At 64.3% G+C, this 16,986-nt stretch carries 12 protein-coding genes; 9 read left to right on the forward strand and 3 right to left on the reverse strand.

Going from position 1 to position 16,986, the window contains the following annotated elements:
• The first annotated feature begins 71 nt into the window (after positions 1-71).
• Positions 72-806, forward strand: a complete 735-nt coding sequence (locus BLW40_RS07395; protein ID WP_074767078.1) for a Crp/Fnr family transcriptional regulator — start codon at positions 72-74, stop codon at positions 804-806.
• 281 nt (positions 807-1,087) lie between these two features.
• On the opposite strand, the gene BLW40_RS07400 is transcribed toward BLW40_RS07395, so the two are convergent.
• Positions 1,088-1,273 (reverse strand): hypothetical protein, encoded by a 186-nt coding sequence (locus BLW40_RS07400; protein WP_074767080.1) that lies wholly within the window; start codon positions 1,271-1,273, stop codon positions 1,088-1,090.
• A 258-nt stretch (positions 1,274-1,531) separates the two neighbouring features.
• On the opposite strand from BLW40_RS07400, the gene BLW40_RS07405 reads away from it, so the two are divergent.
• The 6 genes from BLW40_RS07405 (at position 1,532) to BLW40_RS07430 (ending at position 13,519) form a co-directional block, all read left to right on the forward strand.
• The gene (locus BLW40_RS07405) at positions 1,532-7,735 is read left to right on the forward strand and encodes a DUF3320 domain-containing protein (RefSeq protein WP_074767082.1); all 6,204 of its coding nucleotides are present in this window, start codon (positions 1,532-1,534) and stop codon (positions 7,733-7,735) included.
• Entirely contained in the window at positions 7,732-11,382 is a 3,651-nt protein-coding gene (locus BLW40_RS07410) for an SIR2 family protein (protein WP_074767084.1), read from the forward strand. The genes BLW40_RS07405 and BLW40_RS07410 overlap by 4 nt, the downstream gene beginning before the upstream one ends.
• A gap of 19 nt (positions 11,383-11,401) precedes the next feature.
• Positions 11,402-12,517 (forward strand): PDDEXK family nuclease, encoded by a 1,116-nt coding sequence (locus BLW40_RS07415; RefSeq protein WP_074767086.1) that lies wholly within the window; start codon positions 11,402-11,404, stop codon positions 12,515-12,517.
• Between the two features lie 87 nt (positions 12,518-12,604).
• Positions 12,605-12,817 (forward strand): antitoxin MazE family protein, encoded by a 213-nt coding sequence (locus tag BLW40_RS07420; RefSeq protein ID WP_074767471.1) that lies wholly within the window; start codon positions 12,605-12,607, stop codon positions 12,815-12,817.
• An 11-nt stretch (positions 12,818-12,828) separates the two neighbouring features.
• On the forward strand, positions 12,829-13,137 hold the full coding sequence (locus BLW40_RS07425) for a type II toxin-antitoxin system PemK/MazF family toxin (RefSeq protein ID WP_342027655.1): 309 nt from the start codon (positions 12,829-12,831) through the stop codon (positions 13,135-13,137).
• Positions 13,138-13,321: 184 nt separating this feature from the next.
• Entirely contained in the window at positions 13,322-13,519 is a 198-nt protein-coding gene (locus tag BLW40_RS07430; RefSeq protein WP_074767090.1) for a hypothetical protein, read from the forward strand.
• Between the two features lie 10 nt (positions 13,520-13,529).
• Here the strand turns inward: BLW40_RS07430 and BLW40_RS07435 are convergent, their stop codons facing one another.
• Complete coding sequence (locus tag BLW40_RS07435; protein ID WP_139305533.1) at positions 13,530-13,973, reverse strand: hypothetical protein; 444 nt, start codon at positions 13,971-13,973, stop codon at positions 13,530-13,532.
• 35 nt (positions 13,974-14,008) lie between these two features.
• The gene (locus BLW40_RS07440) at positions 14,009-14,803 is read right to left on the reverse strand and encodes an alpha/beta hydrolase (RefSeq protein WP_074767095.1); all 795 of its coding nucleotides are present in this window, start codon (positions 14,801-14,803) and stop codon (positions 14,009-14,011) included.
• Between the two features lie 27 nt (positions 14,804-14,830).
• Here BLW40_RS07440 and BLW40_RS07445 point away from each other — a divergent pair, with 27 nt between their 5' ends.
• Both BLW40_RS07445 and BLW40_RS07450 read left to right on the forward strand, forming a co-directional pair.
• The gene (locus tag BLW40_RS07445) at positions 14,831-16,027 is read left to right on the forward strand and encodes a glycosyltransferase family 4 protein (protein WP_074767097.1); all 1,197 of its coding nucleotides are present in this window, start codon (positions 14,831-14,833) and stop codon (positions 16,025-16,027) included.
• Positions 16,024-16,953, forward strand: coding sequence for a glycosyltransferase family 9 protein (locus BLW40_RS07450; RefSeq protein ID WP_074767099.1), 930 nt, complete (start codon positions 16,024-16,026; stop codon positions 16,951-16,953). Before BLW40_RS07445 ends, BLW40_RS07450 begins: the two co-directional genes overlap by 4 nt.
• Positions 16,954-16,986 lie beyond the last annotated feature (33 nt).

The following is a 16,986-nucleotide window of genomic DNA, read 5'->3' on the forward strand; positions in this document are numbered from 1 at the left end:
TGATAGCAATTAATTGCCCTGGATTGCCGGGTAGCCCGTCCGCCCTTCCTTTCTGTGCTCCGAGACCACCGATGCCCCTCCCCTCGCCGCTTCCCAGCGCTTTCCTGTCGCCGTCGCTGCACCTCAGCGAGGATATGGCCGCCACCGACGGTTCGAATCTGCTGGCGGCTCTCAGCGAGGAGGAATTGGCCGGGCTGCGCGCGGTGTCCGGCACCCGTCGCATTCCCGCCGGGTCGCTGGTGTTCCGCCAGGGCGACCATCACGAGGGGATCTTCATCATCCTGAGCGGGCGGGTGCGGATCTTCTACACCGGCCCGGTCGGTCGCGAGATCACCCTGGCCTATTGGTCCCCCGGCAATTTCATCGGCGGACCAGAGATGTTCGGCGGCAGCCAGCATATGTGGTCGGGGATCGCGATCCGGCAGACCGAGGTGATGGCGGTGCGCGGGACCGATCTGCGCCGCCTGATCGAGCGCTCGTCCCGCCTGGGGCTGGCGATGGTCGATGCGATGGTCCACAAGGGCAAGTGCATGTCGGCTCTGATCCACATGCTGGGGACGCGCTCTGCGTCGGAACGGCTGGCCCGTCTGCTGGTGCTGATGGGGGAAATGGACGGTCGGCGACACGAAGGCGGCATCGCGATCGGCCGCTCGCTGACCCAGGAGGATCTGGCCCGGATGGTCGGATCGACCCGGCAATGGGTCGGCTCGACCCTCGACAAATTCCGCCGTACCGGGTTGGTCGAGGTCACGCCCAACCGCATCCTGATCCGCGACGAAGTCGGATTGCGTCACTTCACCCAGTGACCGGGTCGTGCTCTCTCGCCGTGACGTGACAGATTCCAGGGCAGACGCTCCGTCAAAGGGCTTGGCCCTGACGTCGCACGTGCGGAAACGTAAAAGCCCCGCACCAGGGTGTGGCGTGCGGGGCTTTGGACTTTGGATCGATCCGATCTTGGGGCGGGGAGTTCAAGTCCGCCGGTCAATCGGGTGGTCATACCTGTCTGGACAAGAGGATGATGCCCCCGCCGGGGTTACGGCAGGATGGCGGGCGGATGATATTTCTGTAATGGTTCAAAGGTGGTGTGTCAGTCTGGAGACTCGTCCGGCCCGGGCAGCAGGTTCCAGGCTCTGACCGCGATAGAGGCGGTCTCGACCATCCGCTGGGGGGCGTGATGGGCATAGCGGGCGGTGGTGGAGAGTTGGCTGTGGCCGAGGATCACGCCTCCCAGCGGATGGTCGGAACCGGGCCGCGGTTTTGCCGCCTGCCCCACAAGCTGGTCCGTTATAGGGCTGCGGACGTCAACGCGTTCGTGGCTGATCGGGTGGTGCCCAGCACCGCCCAGTAGGGTGAATCACGATACCGGGACCGTGGGAACCCGTTCCCGGTATCAATTTTGATCGGCACCGTTTCCAGCCCAAATTCTTGATTTTTGCTTCCTGCCCTTTGGGTCATCTAATCGGATTGCTGCTTTGGCAGGAGGGGGCAATTCCGCTACCCTAATTCCCTTCTTGGTGGGGGGGTGGGAATCATGGGCGACGATAGCGGGATTGGTGCGGCGGCGGTGCGGATCGAGGCGGCGGTGATGCCGCGGCTAAATCTCGCGTTTCACCATAATTCCGTGCCGTTCCTGCATGAATTGGTCATCGTCAACGAGACAGAGGCTCCGCTCCAGGAGGTAGAACTCGTTCTCTCGTCCGACCCCGCCTTTCTCGCGTCGCGCGTCTGGCACATCGACGCGATCGGGCCGGGGGGACGGCACGTCCTTACCGAACTCGACGTCGCCCTTGATCCCGGTTTGCTGACGCGTCTGACCGAGGCCGAACCAGCCGAAATCCATCTTGTTCTGCGTGCCGCCGGTGCCGAGGTGGCGACACTGGCGCGCGCGATCGAACTTCTGCCCCGCACCCAGTGGACCGGACTCGACCACGTTCCCGAGATGGTGACCGCCTTTGTTCAGCCCAACGATCCGGCAATCGACCCGTTGCTCAAACAGACCGCCGAACTGTTGCGCCGCAACGGACGCGATGGCGCGCTTAATGGCTATGAGGGCGAACCGGCGCGGGCCTGGGAATTGGCCTCGGCGCTGTGGAGCGCGGTGGCGGCGCTCGGACTCGATTACAGCCTGCCGCCCGCCGGGTTCGAGAAGAGTGGCCAAAAGGTGCGCGGACCGGGGCAGGTGATCGACGTTCGCCTCGCCACCTGTCTCGACAGCACACTGCTCTTCTGCGCCGCGTTGGAGCAGTTGCATCTGAACCCGCTGCTGGTGTTCACCAAAGGTCATGTCTTCGCCGGGCTGTGGCTGCGGCCGGAAGAATTCACCACCTCGGTGATCGACGACATCACCTCGCTGCGCAAGCGGATCAAGCTCGACGAGATGCTGGTCTTCGAGACGACCCTGGTCGCCCAGCGTCCCGTGGCGACGTTCGGTCAGGCGGTGGAACGGGGAAGCCGCCTCCTGTCCGAAGCCGAGACGGACAATTTCATTCTTGCGGTCGATGTGCGCCGCGCCCGCCTGCAACGCATCCGGCCGTTGGCCTCGGCCGATGGCGTGGCTGGCTCACTCGGCGAGCCCGTTGCCTTTGAGGACCCGCGCGAGGTGCCATTTGAGGCGGCACCGGTTCTTGCCTCCGATCGAAGCTGGGCGGCCGACGTTGTGCCAACCACGCCCCAGGGGCGGTTGGCCCGCTGGCAACGCAAGCTGCTAGACCTGTCGCTGCGCAACAGCCTGCTGAATTTCAAGGTCGGCAAAAAGGCGATCAGGCTGGTTACCCCCGATCCCGGCGGGCTGGAGGATTTGCTCGCCGATAACCGGCGGATACGCTTGCTGCCGCATCCCGATCTAATGGAAGGCAACGATCCGCGCAGCCGAATGATCCATGAGACGCGTCATCACGAGGATGCCCGCCGCGCCCACGCCATCGACGCCCTGTCGCGCGATCAGGTGCTGGTCGAGTTGTCTGCCGACGATCTCGATGGTCGTCTCACCGAATTGTACCGTCAGGCGCGATCGACGCTCCAGGAAGGCGGCGCCAACACCCTGTTCCTCGCCTATGGATTCCTGGTCTGGAACCGCAAGGAGGACGAGACCAAGAGTTACCGCGCGCCCTTGATCCTGTTGCCGGTCAGTTTGGAGCGCAAAAGCGTCCGCAGCGGCTTCAGTCTGGTGTTGCACGAGGACGAACCGCGCTTCAACCCGACCCTGGTCGAGATGCTGCGTGTCGATTTTTCTCTGACCCTGCCGTTTGCCGACGGCGACCTGCCCAAGGACGAGCACGGTCTTGATATCGACGGCATCTGGCGGGCGGTCGAACAGGCGGTGAAGGAAGACCGGGGCTGGGAAGTCGCCGAAGAGGTGGTGCTATCCTCTTTTTCCTTCGCCAAACATCTGATGTGGAAGGATCTGGTCGAACGGACCGATCAGCTTCGCCAGAATCCGGTGGTGCGTCATCTGCTCGACAGCCCGCGCGATCCCTATCCCGGCGATCATCGTTTCGCCGATCCGCGCACCCTCGACCGCACCCATGGGCCAGAGCAGGTGTTCTGCCCACTGCCTGCGGATTCATCGCAATTATCGGCGGTGATGGCGGCGGCAAAGGGGAAAGATTTCGTGCTGATCGGGCCGCCCGGTACCGGCAAGAGCCAGACCATCGCCAACCTGATCGCCCAATGCCTCGCCGAACGCAAAACCGTGCTGTTCGTCTCCGAAAAGATCGCGGCGCTCGATGTGGTCTATCGCCGCCTGCGTGAAGTGGGGTTGGGCGATTTCTGCCTGGAACTCCATTCGAGCAAGGCGCGCAAACTCGATGTTCTCGACCAGTTGCGCACTGCTTGGGAAGCCAAAGGTGTTCTGAATGCCGAGGAATGGGCACGCGAGGCCCGGCGACTCAGGAGTCTGCGCGATGAGTTGAACCTTTATGTCGAGCATCTTCACCGCGACTACCGCAACGGACTGACCCCACGCACGGCTATCGGCCTGGTGCTGGCCGGGCGCGAGCGGCCCCGTCTCGGACTCTCATGGCCGAGCCTCGACGCTCACAACCGCGATCAGCGCGAGGATTTGGCCGCGATGGCCGGACGGCTCGACATCCTTGCCGCCCAGGTCGGCGGGATAAAGGACAGCCCACTCGCCCCGATTGTGCACGGGACATGGTCGCCGCTGTGGCAGCAGCGGTTGCTGGCCGCCGCCGAGGCGGTTCCGCAGGCCGCGACTGCGCTCGATCAGGCTCTGGCGGCGTTCCGCGCGGCAACCTCTTTGCCCGAATTCCCCCTCAACCGAATGGGGCGGGAGGCGATCAGAGCCTTGGCGGACCTCCTGCCGCGGGCCGCAGGGCACGATTGGCGTTTCCTCTTCCGCCCCGATGCCCGTGCCCTGATCGAGTCCCTTCGCGACGGACTTTCCCTGCTCGCACGGCACCGGGAATTCTTCACGACTCTTCCCGTACCGTGGCCGGGCGAGGTGACCGGGGCGGTGCGGCGGGCGGGCGATCTGCTCCGCCGCCATCACGAGATCACGGCCCAGCTTGGTCTGCCGATCGGAACCTCGCTGGTGGACAACGATCCCGAGGCATTGAAGACCGGCTGGGATCAGGCGGCGGGGTCCTGGTGGCTGAAACGCAAGCTCGGGCAGCGCAAGGTCGCCAAGGCGGTCCTCGCCCTCGTGCCGCCGGGGCGTGAGGTGCCGCCGGCCGAGGACCTTGACCGTCTGGTTGCCCTGGTCGGGATCGAACGCGATCTTGCCGCTCTGGTCCCACGGATCGAGGAGAGCGGAATCGCCTGGGCCGGTCTCGCCACCACGCCCGGCATTGTCGATGAGTCCGTGCGGTTCAACGCCGTGCTGGCCGCCGTTCAACAGCGGCAGGGCTGGACCGAGGACGGGCTGGATTCTGTCGCCGAAGGGGCCTGCGGTTTCGCTTTGGCCAAGGGACTGGATCGTCTGCGCCGTCTGCGCACGTTGGAGTCCGAAATCGCCGGGTTCGATGATCTGACCGCCCACACCAACGGGCTATGGTCCGGTCTGCGGTCTCGCCCCGACGAGATCGCGGCAGCGTTGGCGTTCCATACCGATCTTGACACCATCCTCCCCCGCCTCGCGGCCACCGCCGAGGCCCTGGGGACGCTGAAGAGCGGGCTTGAACGGTTGCTGGGCGACGGTAACGCCCTGCTTGCCGCCGCCGGTCCTGCCGCCCAGGCGGGGACGGCGCTGATCCTGGCGCTGGACCGGTTCGAGGAGACGCTGGCCACCTTTGCCACCGAGGCGGGGGCACCGCTGCCCGACGAGAGACCGATGGGTCTGGCCGAACTATGCCGGGCGATCGCGCCGCTTGGCCCCCGGCTCAAGGATTGGTGCGCCTGGCGCGGAGCCAGGGCCGAGGCGATCACCGTCGGCTTGGGGCCACTGGTCGAGGGCATCGAAAGCGGGGCGGTGGCCGAGGGGCAGGTCCGGGCCGCTTTCGAGACCGATTACGCCCGCTGGTGGCTTGATCTGGTGATCGAGGAGGATGCGGTGCTGCGCCAGTTCTCTTCGGCGCTGCACGAAGACCGTATCCAGGCGTTCCGCGACCTAGACGACCACTTTACCACGCTGACCCGCGATTATCTGCGCGCCAACCTGTGCGCGGGGCTGCCCGATATCGACAGTTCCGACGTGCCGTCGGACTGGGGGCTGTTGCGGCGGGAAATGCACAAGCAGCGCAATCACCTGCCACTGCGGATGCTGTTGCAGGGGCTGACCGAGGCTTTGCCCCGGCTGACGCCATGCCTTTTGATGAGCCCGCTGTCGATTGCCCAGTATCTGGCCGCCGACGCGCCGCCCTTCGATGTGGTGGTGTTCGACGAGGCGTCGCAAATCGCGGTGTGGGACGCCATCGGCGCGATTGCACGCGGACGCCAAGTGGTGATGGTCGGCGACCCCAAGCAACTGCCGCCCACCGACTTCTTCGCCCGGGGCCAGTCGGACGAGGAAGAAGACGGCGACACCGATCCCGACATGGAAAGCATTCTCGATGAATGCATGGGGGCCTGCCTACCCACCCTCGACCTCTCCTGGCACTACCGCTCGCGCCATGAAAGCCTGATCGCCTTCTCCAACCATCGTTATTACGGCGGGTCGCTGGTCACCTTCCCCTCGCCGGTCACCGACGACCGGGCCGTCAGTTTCCAGTTCGTCGAGAACGGTGTTTACGAAAAAGGCGGTGCCCGGACCAACCCGGCCGAGGCCAAGGCGCTGGTCGCCGATCTGGTCCGCCATCTGAAAGACCCGGATTTCGTCGCCGCAGAGCGCACCATCGGTGTTGTCACCTTCAATGCCGAGCAGCAGAAACTGATCGAGGATCTGCTCGATCGGGAACGGCGCCTGGATCCCTCGCTCGATCCCTTCTTCGCCGAGGACGCGCTGGAACCGGTGATGGTGAAGAACCTCGAAAACGTCCAGGGCGACGAACGCGACCTGATCTATTTCTCGATCACCTACGGCCCCGACCGCACTGGCGCGGTGTCGATGAATTTCGGGCCGATGAACAAAAGCGGCGGTGGGCGGCGGCTCAACGTCGCGGTGACCCGGGCACGCCATGCGCTGAAGGTATTCTCGACCCTGCATCCCGACCAGATCGACCTCAGCCGCACTCAGGCCGAGGGAGTGCGCGACCTCAAGCACTTCCTCGAATTCGCCCAACGCGGCCCGCGTGCCCTGGGCGAGGCAGTGATGGGCAGCATCGGCGGTTTCGAATCGCCGTTCGAGAAAATGGTGGCCGAGTCCCTCGCGGCGCGGGGTTGGCGGGTCCATTCCCAGATCGGCGTTTCGTCGAACTTCCGCATCGACCTCGGGATCGTCGATCCCGATGCGCCGGGCCGCTACCTCGTCGGGATCGAATGCGACGGGGCCACCTATCACCGTGCCGCGACGGCGCGGGACCGCGACAAGTTGCGCGAATCGGTGCTGCGCGGCCTGGGGTGGGAGATCGTGCGGATCTGGTCGACCGATTGGTGGGTTGATTCCCAAGGGGCGCTGGACAAGGTCGATGCTCGTCTCAACGTCCTATTGGAACAGGCGCGCACCCGTCGGGCCGAGGCGAAAACCGCCGAAGTCGAGCCCACGCCTCAATTGGCCGAAGCCGCTTCCCTGGTCCGCCCCCGTGCCGCCGACGACTTGTTCGTCGGACAGGATTTTGCCCTGACCCCATCGGGCGGCGCGAGACGGGCTGAACCTGACCCCACGTCCGAGGCCGCGTCCCGGTTCTCCGAAGCCGACCCCACCCAAGTCGCTCGTCCCAATCCCGATCTGTTCTTCGACCTGGAGTATGATTCGACCCTGCGTGCGATGATCCGGCTGGTGATCGAGGCTGAAGGCCCGGTGCGCGACGACGTGTTGGCACGGCGCATCGCTCGCGCCCATGGCTGGACCCGCACCGGTTCGAGGATTCAAGAGCGGGTCTCCCGATTGGCCCGGCAAGACGGAGCCTTTGTTGCCGAGGGCGAGGCGACCTTCGTCTGGCCGAAAGACAGCGATCCGTCGTGCTTCCCCGCTTTCCGCCGTCCGTCCGGCGATCAGCTCCGCCCGGTCGACGAGATCGCGTTGCCCGAACTGGTTGCCCTCGCCCGCGAGGTCCAGGCCACAGGGCGGGACGGAGAGGCCGCGCTGACGGCGATGGCCCGTTTGGCTGGCCTGCACCAGCTTCGCCATGCCAGCCGCGAACGGTTAACCCAGGCCTGGACCCGGATGGAGACGGAGGGGTGACGCTGCCGATCCGGTTGCCGACCGAGCTTCTCAGCGCCCACGACAAAGGGCGGCTGGTGTTCTTTTGCGGCGCGGGAATTTCGCGTTACACCGGACTGGGCGATTTCAAGGGGTTGGTTGAAGACATCTTCGCGATGTGCGGCTTGCCGCTATTCCCCGAGGCAAGCTGCGCCACCTGTGGCCAACCTCATCCTTCCGTGATCGGGACGCGGAGCCCGGAGGAAGACGCCTTCCACCGAGGTGCCTATGATCGCGCCCTGCATCTGCTGGAAGCGAAAAGCGACTACATGCGCCCGGCGGCGGTCGAGGTGCTCGGCGCTCCCTCCTCGGATCCGGACCTCAAAACCCACAAGGCGCTGCTCGCCCTCTCGCGCCACCCCGAAGGCGGTCACCGGCTGGTCACCACCAATTTCGACCGGCGGTTCGAGGAGGCCGAACCGAACCTCGAGTTCCAGGCCGGACCGTATTTGACACTGCCGCGACCGGAAAGTTGGCGGCGTCTGACCTACCTTCACGGTCGCCTTGATCCGCTCGATGACCCTGGCGGAAACGGGCTGGTCCTCACCAGCGGCGATTTCAGCCGCGCCTATCTTCAGGACGGTTGGGCTGCGCGCTTCGCCCTGCATTTGTTCGAGACCTACACGATCTTGTTCGTCGGCTACAGCCTGAACGACCCGGTAGTCAGCTATCTGATCGACGGCTTGGCCGCCGACATGCGTCGCCGGGGTGAATCTCTCAATGCCTATATCCTCGCCGACCATGACGGAACGGAAGCGGGGCGTCGAACCGTCGAGATGACGTGGGAATCGCGCGGGCTGATACCGATCCCATTTGACCGAAAGGACGATTTCGTCGCCCTGCATCAGACCCTGCATTGTTGGGCCGAGATCGACACCGCGAAGCGGGACCGACGGTTCGAGACATTGCTGGAGCCTTTCCTCCACCCTTACGATCCGAAAACGACCGGCACAGCGGACCTTGAACTGCTGCTGTGGCTGCTGTCGGCAGACAATGGTGCAATCGCCGACGCCTTCGCCGACGCCGATCCGCCGCCGGACATTTCGTGGCTGAAGCCCATCGCCGAAACAAAGCTGAATCTGCCGATTGCCAAGGGATCGGTGTCACTGCTCAACCTACCGTCGCCCGGCGTTCACGTCGCCCCTCTGGCTGGTCCTGGAGCCGCCAACCTGCCTGGACTGACCTTGTCGCCGGTGACATTGTACTTGGGCCGCTGGCTGGCGAAGCACCGCGACAAAACCGAACTGGTCGATTGGGTAATCGAGCGGGGTGGACGTATCCACCCCCAATGGGCCGATTCTCTCGAACGTGACCTGGACACGGTCGATAAACCGTTTGCCGCGTTCTGGAGACTTGTTATTGATCCGATCATCCCTGTGTTCCAGGAAGAAGGCCGCTATTTCCTGGGGCCGATCTCGGATGGACGATGGCCGGAAAACGGTGACGAATGGCTCTTCCGGGCCTGTCAGCCACGCCTCAAATTATCGAAGACCTTTTCCCGGATATACGGGGAGCCCCGGCCCCCCGAAAAATTGTCGGACATCGTTGCCGTCGGGCTAAAACTGACAGAGCCCTCCTTCCTTGACGATGTCTGGAAGAGCAGGCAATCCCCAGAGATTCGCGCGGCGTTGATTCGGAACGTCGATGTCTTGACGTCGGCGCTTGCTGACGGGGCTCGCTTGATTCGACAAACGGACCACGACTTATTTTTTGACATCAATTGCCGGTCGTTGACACAGGGAAGCGATTTTGACCGGATGAGTTTTCCTCTGCTCGTTCGTCTGTGTGTTGCTGCGTTCGATATGGCACGGGACGACCGTCCTGTTCTCGCCGATGCTTTGCTGCTGCGCTGGCTTATGCTGGGTCGAGTTGAATCCCTGTCGATTTTTCGGCGTATGGCGCTTCATGCGTTGTGCTTCGTCCATCCCGCCCCGCCGGATGAGGAACTTGACCTCCTGCTGGACGATCATGCGACGGTGCTATGGCGCTACGAATACAATTGCGAGGTCGGCCAATATCTCCGCCTCCGCGCCCGCACACTTCCCCAGGAATCATTGGATCGTCTTCTCGCGGTGATCGCCCGGGGACCCTCGCGGGGACTGTTCCCCAATTACTCTACCGAGACCTCACAGCGGGAAGTGGCATTGCGATTGGCAAAACTGCGGATGGGTGGGGTGGCGTTGCCCGCCGAATTGGCGCAGCAAGCGGACAATGCGGTCGGCATTTTGGAAAAGGAACGAAATAGGAGATTCGAATTCGGTTGGAGAAAGCGCGAGACAGCGGACCAGTTGATCGATTTGCCTCCAGACAAAATTGCCGATCACCTCGTCAACGAACCCGACAGTGATAATCGGCGGGATCGCTTGCTAGACCTCTGTCGAAATCACTGTGACTTGGCAATGAAGGTTGTTTCCGAGCTTACCGATCGGATTCACGGTCCCGATCCGTTGTGGTCTGGACTTACAGGTTTTGGTGACGTCGAGGATGAATCCAAGCGGCTTCTGATCCTTCGCACTCTGCACGACCTATTTAGGCCACGTCCGGACAACTTCATCGACGTCCTTTGTTGGACCTTGGCCAGCGTGATCGTGAAGCTCTTCCCATCGCTTCCCGTCGAGGGCGAGGATCGAGCAATGGCCTTGGATTTCTGGCAGATGGTTTGGCAACGCGCGCTACCCTTCGATGCGGGAAAAAAGCAGAACTTTGACACGGCGATCAGCACTGCTAGCGGTGAACTCGCCACGGCCGCGATCGACCTTGCCCTGCGACACGACGGACCGATACCCGTTGATGTGATGCACCTCCTTGACCAGATCGTCGCGGGGGAAACGGATTCGCATCGCTTCGGTCGGATCATCCTGGCCTCGCGTCTGCTCTGGCTCCACCACCGGGATCAAGATTGGGCGAACCGGCACCTGATTGCCCGCATGAAGTGGCCGCATCCCGAGGCCGTGCCGATGTGGCAAGGCTTCTGCTGGTACTGGCGTCTCAGCATTCCTTTGATGAGCGATCTGCGCGACGCGTTGCTGTCCGTCGCGGGTCATATCGAAGATGTCCATGCTCGTGAAGTCTGGAACCATCTGTTCGTCGAAACGCTGATCGAGCTGCCGAAGACCTTCACGTCTGACGAGATCGGCCCAGTGATGCGACAAGCGAACGGGGACGATCTCGCTCAGATGGCGGAGCACCTCGCTCTATGGCTGGGACAGACGGAGGACGAGGCTCCCATTCGGTGGGGGAACACCATCCGGCCAATCATTTGCCAGCACTGGCCTTCAGTCAAAACGCAACGGACCTCCGCAAACATCGAAAGTTTGGTCAAACTGGCAATTTCAGCGGGATCGGCCTTCCCCGACGCCATCGCACTGATGCTTAAACGCAAACTGCTGGGGCCTGTCGATGAGCGGACGAGACTGTTTTATCGCCTCAGCACCCCCAAAGAAAATGCGCCCGATCCCTGCTCCAAATACCCGGACACAGCCTTGTCGTTGCTCGACGCGATCGTCGGCGAGACTCTGCCGCCGTATGAATCTGGTTGGATATCCCAAAGCCTCGACCGTATCGTCGCCGCCGATCCCACGCTTGCCGAAGACACACGGATGAAGCGCCTGCGCCGCCGTCTGTCCTGATGCGGCCCCGGAGAAAACGATGAGCCAGATATTTGTTCTCAGCTCCGAAAATCGTCTGACCCGCTTGGATCAGGCCGACTACGACAGCGAGGACCTGTTGCAGCGGTTGCTCGCCGACCATCCCGACCTGATCGCGGCGGCATTCGGAATCGACTCTCTGTTGCTGGTCCGCCGCGAGGCCGGGGTGCCCGATGGCCAGGGTGGGGTCGATCGCTGGTCGCTCGACCATTTATTCCTCGACACCGCCGGGGTGCCGATTCTGGTCGAGGTAAAGCGCGCCAGCGACACCCGGGCACGGCGCGAGGTGGTGGCGCAGATGCTCGACTATGCCGCCAATGGCGTCGCCTATTGGCCGATCAGCAAGATCGTCGAGGCGTTCAAAGCGACCTGTGCCGAGGCCGGGGAGCCATACGAGGAACGACTTGCCGCATTTCTGCCCGAGGGTGCCGACGAAGAGGGGTTCTGGCGTCAGGTCGAATCCAACCTTACTGCCGGACGGATTCGCATGGTGTTTCTCGCCGACCGCATCCCCAAGGAATTGCGGCGAATCGTCGAGTTTCTGAATGAGCAGATGCGACCGGCCGAAGTACTGGCAATCGAGATCGAGCAGTACCTGTCGCGGGATGGTCTGCGCACCCTGGTGCCGCGCGTGCTGGGCGCCACCGAACGCGCCCAGGCAGTGAAGGCGGTGAACGACCGCCCCGAGGAAACAGAAGAGGAATGGCTGGCGGCGTTGCAGGAACGCCATGGCCCTGAAGCCCGGACAGGGGCGGATCAGGTACTGGCTTGGTTTCGCACGGCGGGCTTCCTGATTGATATCACCCCCAGCCGAGACGCCATCACGTTCTCGCAACAACGCCCCTCGGGGAAACGATCCTGGCCGTTCTTCATCCGCCGTAGTTCGGGCAAGTTCGAGACCTCCCTTCAATACCTGCAATCCGATCCCGCCTTCGCCGCCCCGGAACGCCGCCAAGAGATCCTCGACGAGATCCGCGCCTTGGTTCCCGGAAAGATCACCACGACCAAGCCGACCGGCTGGCCAGCGATTCCCTTGGCCGATCTCGGCCGACTCGAAGTCTGGGATGGGATGCGTGCCGTGGTGCTGCGGATCAAAGAGACGATCGAACGGGAGTGAACACCAGCCGCACTGTTTGGATCGGACTTGAAGCGTGGGCATGAAATGCCTACGTTACATGTAACAGCCCTGTGCAGGAGAACCACCATGGCCACACCGATCGCCCGTCGGGTCGGAAGGCACCGCGAGGGGCTTCGCGCTGCCGGATTGCGCCCTGTCCAGATCTGGGTGCCCGATGCTCGACGCCCCGGCTTTACTGAGGAATGCCGTCGGCAGTCGCATGTCCTGGCGGGTGATCCGCACGAGCGCGAGACGTTGGATTGGATCGAGGCAACCTCCGACACCGAGGGCTGGCGGTGAGGCGTGGCGACTTGGTTCTCATCGCTCTTCAGGGCGATTACGGCAAGCCGCGCCCGGCTCTGGTGATCCAGTCGGACTTGTTCGACGAGCATCCCTCCGTCACCGTACTGCCGATCACCAGCGACCTTCGGCCGACCCCGCTGTTTCGGATCGGTCTCGATCCGACTCCAGAGAATGGCCTTCGCCTGCCGTCTCAGGTGATGGTCGACAAAACGATGACGGTGGCCCGCGACAAGGTCGGCGGGGTGATCGGCCATCTCGACGACGCGACGATGGTCGCGGTCAACCGGGCGTTGGTTCTGTTCCTCGGCTTTGCTTGACGGGAAGCCGCTTTGGCTCGGGCCGCTATGTCGGGGCCTCGGCCTTGATCCGACTCCAGAGACGGGATGGGCGTTGTCATCCGGGCACCGATACGCCCTGGTGCTGTCATGGTTTGGCGCTTGCGCGGCAGATCGGGTCCGGGCATAGTCCGCGGCCCCACGATACCGACGAAAGGTATAGAGCATGAGCGGTTGGCGCACCCACGAGGGCCAACATTCGGACCGGCAGCCGATCAAGCGGTCAAAGGACGAAAAGTTGCGCCTGTTGCAGCGTTTAAAAGAAGAGCAGGCCGCGTTCAAGCCCTGGGCCGCCGCCTCGGTCAAGGCCGCGCTGGCCAAGCGTATCGCCGATCTCGAATTCGAACTGGCCGCCGCGCGCTGAAAGACTGCCGCTAGTCCGGATGGCATTCCCGGTCGTTGAGGCGGGTTTGGATCAGTTCGGAATAATCGGGCAGCATCACCCCCGTATGCTGGTAGATCGTCGCGGCAGTTCCGCCCTCGCTGCGGACAAGGTCGGTGACGAGGAACACTTCGGCATGAAACACCGCCTCTAGCGTTCCAGTCAGAACGGCGCGGCTGTTATCCGCCGCGATCACGCAGCGGTAATGATAATTGGGGCCGTTGGCGCACCAAGACATGACCCGAGCCAGCCGGGGGCAAGCGGCGGCGGGCGACAGGCCGAGGTGGATCGTCTTGATCGCCTCGGCGTTGGCCCGGAGCGCATCGGGACTGTGATCGGGACTAACCACCGAGCAGCCCGACAGAACCAGCGCAAGGGCGACCAGAGCAAACGGAGCCCGCCCCGGCGCGGCCCGCTCCAACAAAACGACAGACACAGCGTTTCCCCATCCCAACAGGCGACAGATTCGGGTCAGACCCGAACGCAGTTCAGCAGATCATCGACGGTGCGGCACAGCCGCTCCAGATCCTCGGGCCGCGACAGGCGATGGTCGCCATCCTTGACCAGACAGATCTCGACCGTGTCCGACGCCAGCATCTCGGCGAAATGCAGCGAGGTCCGCCACGGCACATCGCTGTCGCGTTGACCGTGGATCAGCCGCACCGGGCAATACAGATTGACGAAGTCGCGCAGCAGCAGGTGGTTGCGTCCGTCATCAATCAAGGCGCGGCGGAAGCGCCAGTGCGGCTCGTCCCCGCCGCTGTCGTCGGCCAGGGTGATCTCGCCGGTTTCAAGCAAGGTCCGCCGCTGATCGACATCGAGATCGGCCCAGATCAGATCCTCGGTGAAATCGAGCGCGGCGGCGATGGCGACCAGCCCGACCACCCGCGACCGCAAGTCCAGCGCCGCCAAGGTCGCGATCCAGCCGCCAAAGCTGGAGCCGACCAGGATTTGCGGCCCCGATGTCAGCGCCTCGATCACCGCGACCGCGTCGGCGGCCCAACGGCCAATCGTGCCGTCGAAGACGTCGCCCGAGGATTCGCCATGGCCGAAGGCATCGAAGCGCAGGAACGCCTGCCCCCGGGCACGGCACAGTTCTTCGAGCGCCAGCGCCTTGCCGCCGCTCATGTCCGAGCGATAGCCATGCAGAAAGACCACCCCCGGGTTTTTTCCCTCTAGCCTGCTGTAGGAGATTGTCGCGCCGTCGGGGCGTGATAATATCCCGCGCCCGGTGAGACCAACCTCGCCGTCCCTGATCGCCGTCATGGCTTTTGCTCTCGTTTCCGGATGTCCATGGACCACGCAGTCCCCTTTGTCGCGCCCCCGTCGGGCTCCCGTCCGCCCGTGGTGTTGCAGGTGCTGCCCGCTTTGGTCACTGGCGGCGTCGAACGCGGCACCATTGATGTCGCTGCCGCTTTGGCCGAAGCCGGGTGGACCCCCATCGTCGCCTCGGAAGGGGGGCCGATGGCGCGCGAACTGTCCCGCGTCGGGGCAGAGCATATCACCCTGCCGCTCGCCAGCAAGAACCCGTTGACGATCAGGCGCAATGTCGATCGCCTGTCCGATCTGATCGAACAGCGCGGAGTCGATCTCGTCCACGCCCGCTCGCGCGCTCCGGCCTGGAGCGCCTGGATGGCGGCGGCCCGTACCAACCGTCATTTCGTCACCACGTTCCACGGCACCTACAATCTGGGCTGGTTCGGGCTGAAGAACCGTTACAATTCGGTGATGACGCGCGGCGAGCGGGTGATCGCGATTTCCGAATTCATCGCCGAGCATGTCTGGCGCGTCTATGGGGTCGATCCCGACCGCATCCGGGTGGTGCCGCGCGGCATCGACCTCAGCCGGTTCGACCCGGCCCGGGTCAGCCCCGAGCGGATCATTCAATTGGCGCAGAAATGGCGGCTGCCCGATGGGTACAAAGTCATCATGCTGCCGGGCCGCCTCACCCGCTGGAAGGGTCAGGCGGTGCTGATCGAGGCGATGGCCCTGCTCGACCGTCGCGACTTGCGCTGCCTGCTGGTCGGCTCGGACCAGGGACGCACCGATTACAGCGAGTATCTGGTCGATCTGGTCCGCCGCCGCCGTCTGGGCGACATCGTCCATCTCGCCGGGGAATGCAACGACATGCCAGCGGCCTACATGCTGACCGACGTCGTGGTGTCGGCCTCGACCGATCCCGAGGCGTTCGGCCGGGTCGCCGTCGAGGGCCAGGCGATGGGCCGCGCCGTGATCGCCACCGAGCACGGTGCCAGCGCCGAAACTGTGCTACCGGGCCAGACCGGATGGTTGACGCCCCCCGGCGATGCCGAGGCGCTGGCCAAAGCGCTCGACCGCGTCCTGGCGCTGGGATCCGAGGAGCGCGAGGTGATGGCCCGTCAGGCGATGGACCATGTCCGCGCCAATTTCACCAAGGAAACGATGTGTTCCCGCACCTTGGCCGTCTATGACGAGGTGTTGAGCCAGCCCGTACCCCCGCCCCTGCCGTGACGCCCCGGCGCATCCTGGTCATCAAGCTGGGAGCGCTGGGCGACTTCGTCCAGGCGTTGGGGCCGTTCGCGGCGATCCGCGCCCGCTTTCCCGACGCCTCGATCACCCTGCTGACCACCCGCCCCTTCGTCGGGCTGGCCCGGGCCTGTCCGTGGTTCGACGAGGTGTGGATCGACGACAAACCCCGGTTCTGGCAGGTCCGCCGCCTGCTCTCGCTTCGGCGACGGCTGCGCGGCGGCGGCTTCGACCGGGTCTACGATCTCCAGACCTCCGACCGGTCGTCCAGCTATTTCCGCCTGCTCGGCGGCGGGGTCGAATGGTCGGGAATCGCCCGCTGCTGCTCGCACCCCCACGCCAACCCCCACCGCGACCGGATGCACACGATCGAGCGCCAGCGCGAGCAACTGGCGATGGCCGACATTCCCGAGGTTCCGCCGCCCGATTTGTCGTGGGTTGCAGGCGGAACCGCAGCCGAGTTCGGCCTGTCGGCGCCGTTCGTGCTGATCTGCCCCGGCGGAGCCCCCCACCGGCCGGGCAAGCGCTGGCCCGCCGAACGGTTCGGCGCGGTCGCGGCACGGCTGGCCAAACGCGGGCTTATTCCGGTTTTGCTCGGCACCGAGGCCGAGGCCGAGGCAATCGCCGCGATCCGCGCCGCTTGCCCCGAGGCGATCGACCTCGCCGGGCGCACCGGGTTCCTTGATATCCTTAGCCTCGGCCGCGACGCCGTCGCCGCGATCGGCAACGATACCGGGCCGATGCACCTGATCGCCGCCACCGGGTGCCCCTCGGTGGTGCTGTTCTCGGCGGAGTCCAATCCCGATCTGTGCGCCCCGCGCGGTCGGGTAACGATTCTGCGTCGCCCGGTCCTCGCCGATCTCGGCGAGGCGGAAGCCTCGGCGGCGCTGATCCGGCTGCTGCCGAACTGACACGCCCCATTCCTCACAAAAAACCCTCTCCCA

It is taken from the genome of Magnetospirillum fulvum, assembly GCF_900108475.1.
GTDB lineage: Bacteria > Pseudomonadota > Alphaproteobacteria > Rhodospirillales > Magnetospirillaceae > Phaeospirillum > Phaeospirillum fulvum_A.

Coding starts and splice junctions, on each gene's coding strand:
- BLW40_RS07395 (WP_074767078.1), top strand. CDS start 72: ATGCCCCTCCCCTCGCCGCTTCCCAGCGCTTTCCTGTCGCCGTCGCTG.
- BLW40_RS07405 (WP_074767082.1), top strand. CDS start 1,532: ATGGGCGACGATAGCGGGATTGGTGCGGCGGCGGTGCGGATCGAGGCG.
- BLW40_RS07415 (WP_074767086.1), top strand. CDS start 11,402: ATGAGCCAGATATTTGTTCTCAGCTCCGAAAATCGTCTGACCCGCTTG.
- BLW40_RS07420 (WP_074767471.1), top strand. CDS start 12,605: ATGGCCACACCGATCGCCCGTCGGGTCGGAAGGCACCGCGAGGGGCTT.
- BLW40_RS07430 (WP_074767090.1), top strand. CDS start 13,322: ATGAGCGGTTGGCGCACCCACGAGGGCCAACATTCGGACCGGCAGCCG.
- BLW40_RS07440 (WP_074767095.1), bottom strand. CDS start 14,803: ATGACGGCGATCAGGGACGGCGAGGTTGGTCTCACCGGGCGCGGGATA.
- BLW40_RS07445 (WP_074767097.1), top strand. CDS start 14,831: ATGGACCACGCAGTCCCCTTTGTCGCGCCCCCGTCGGGCTCCCGTCCG.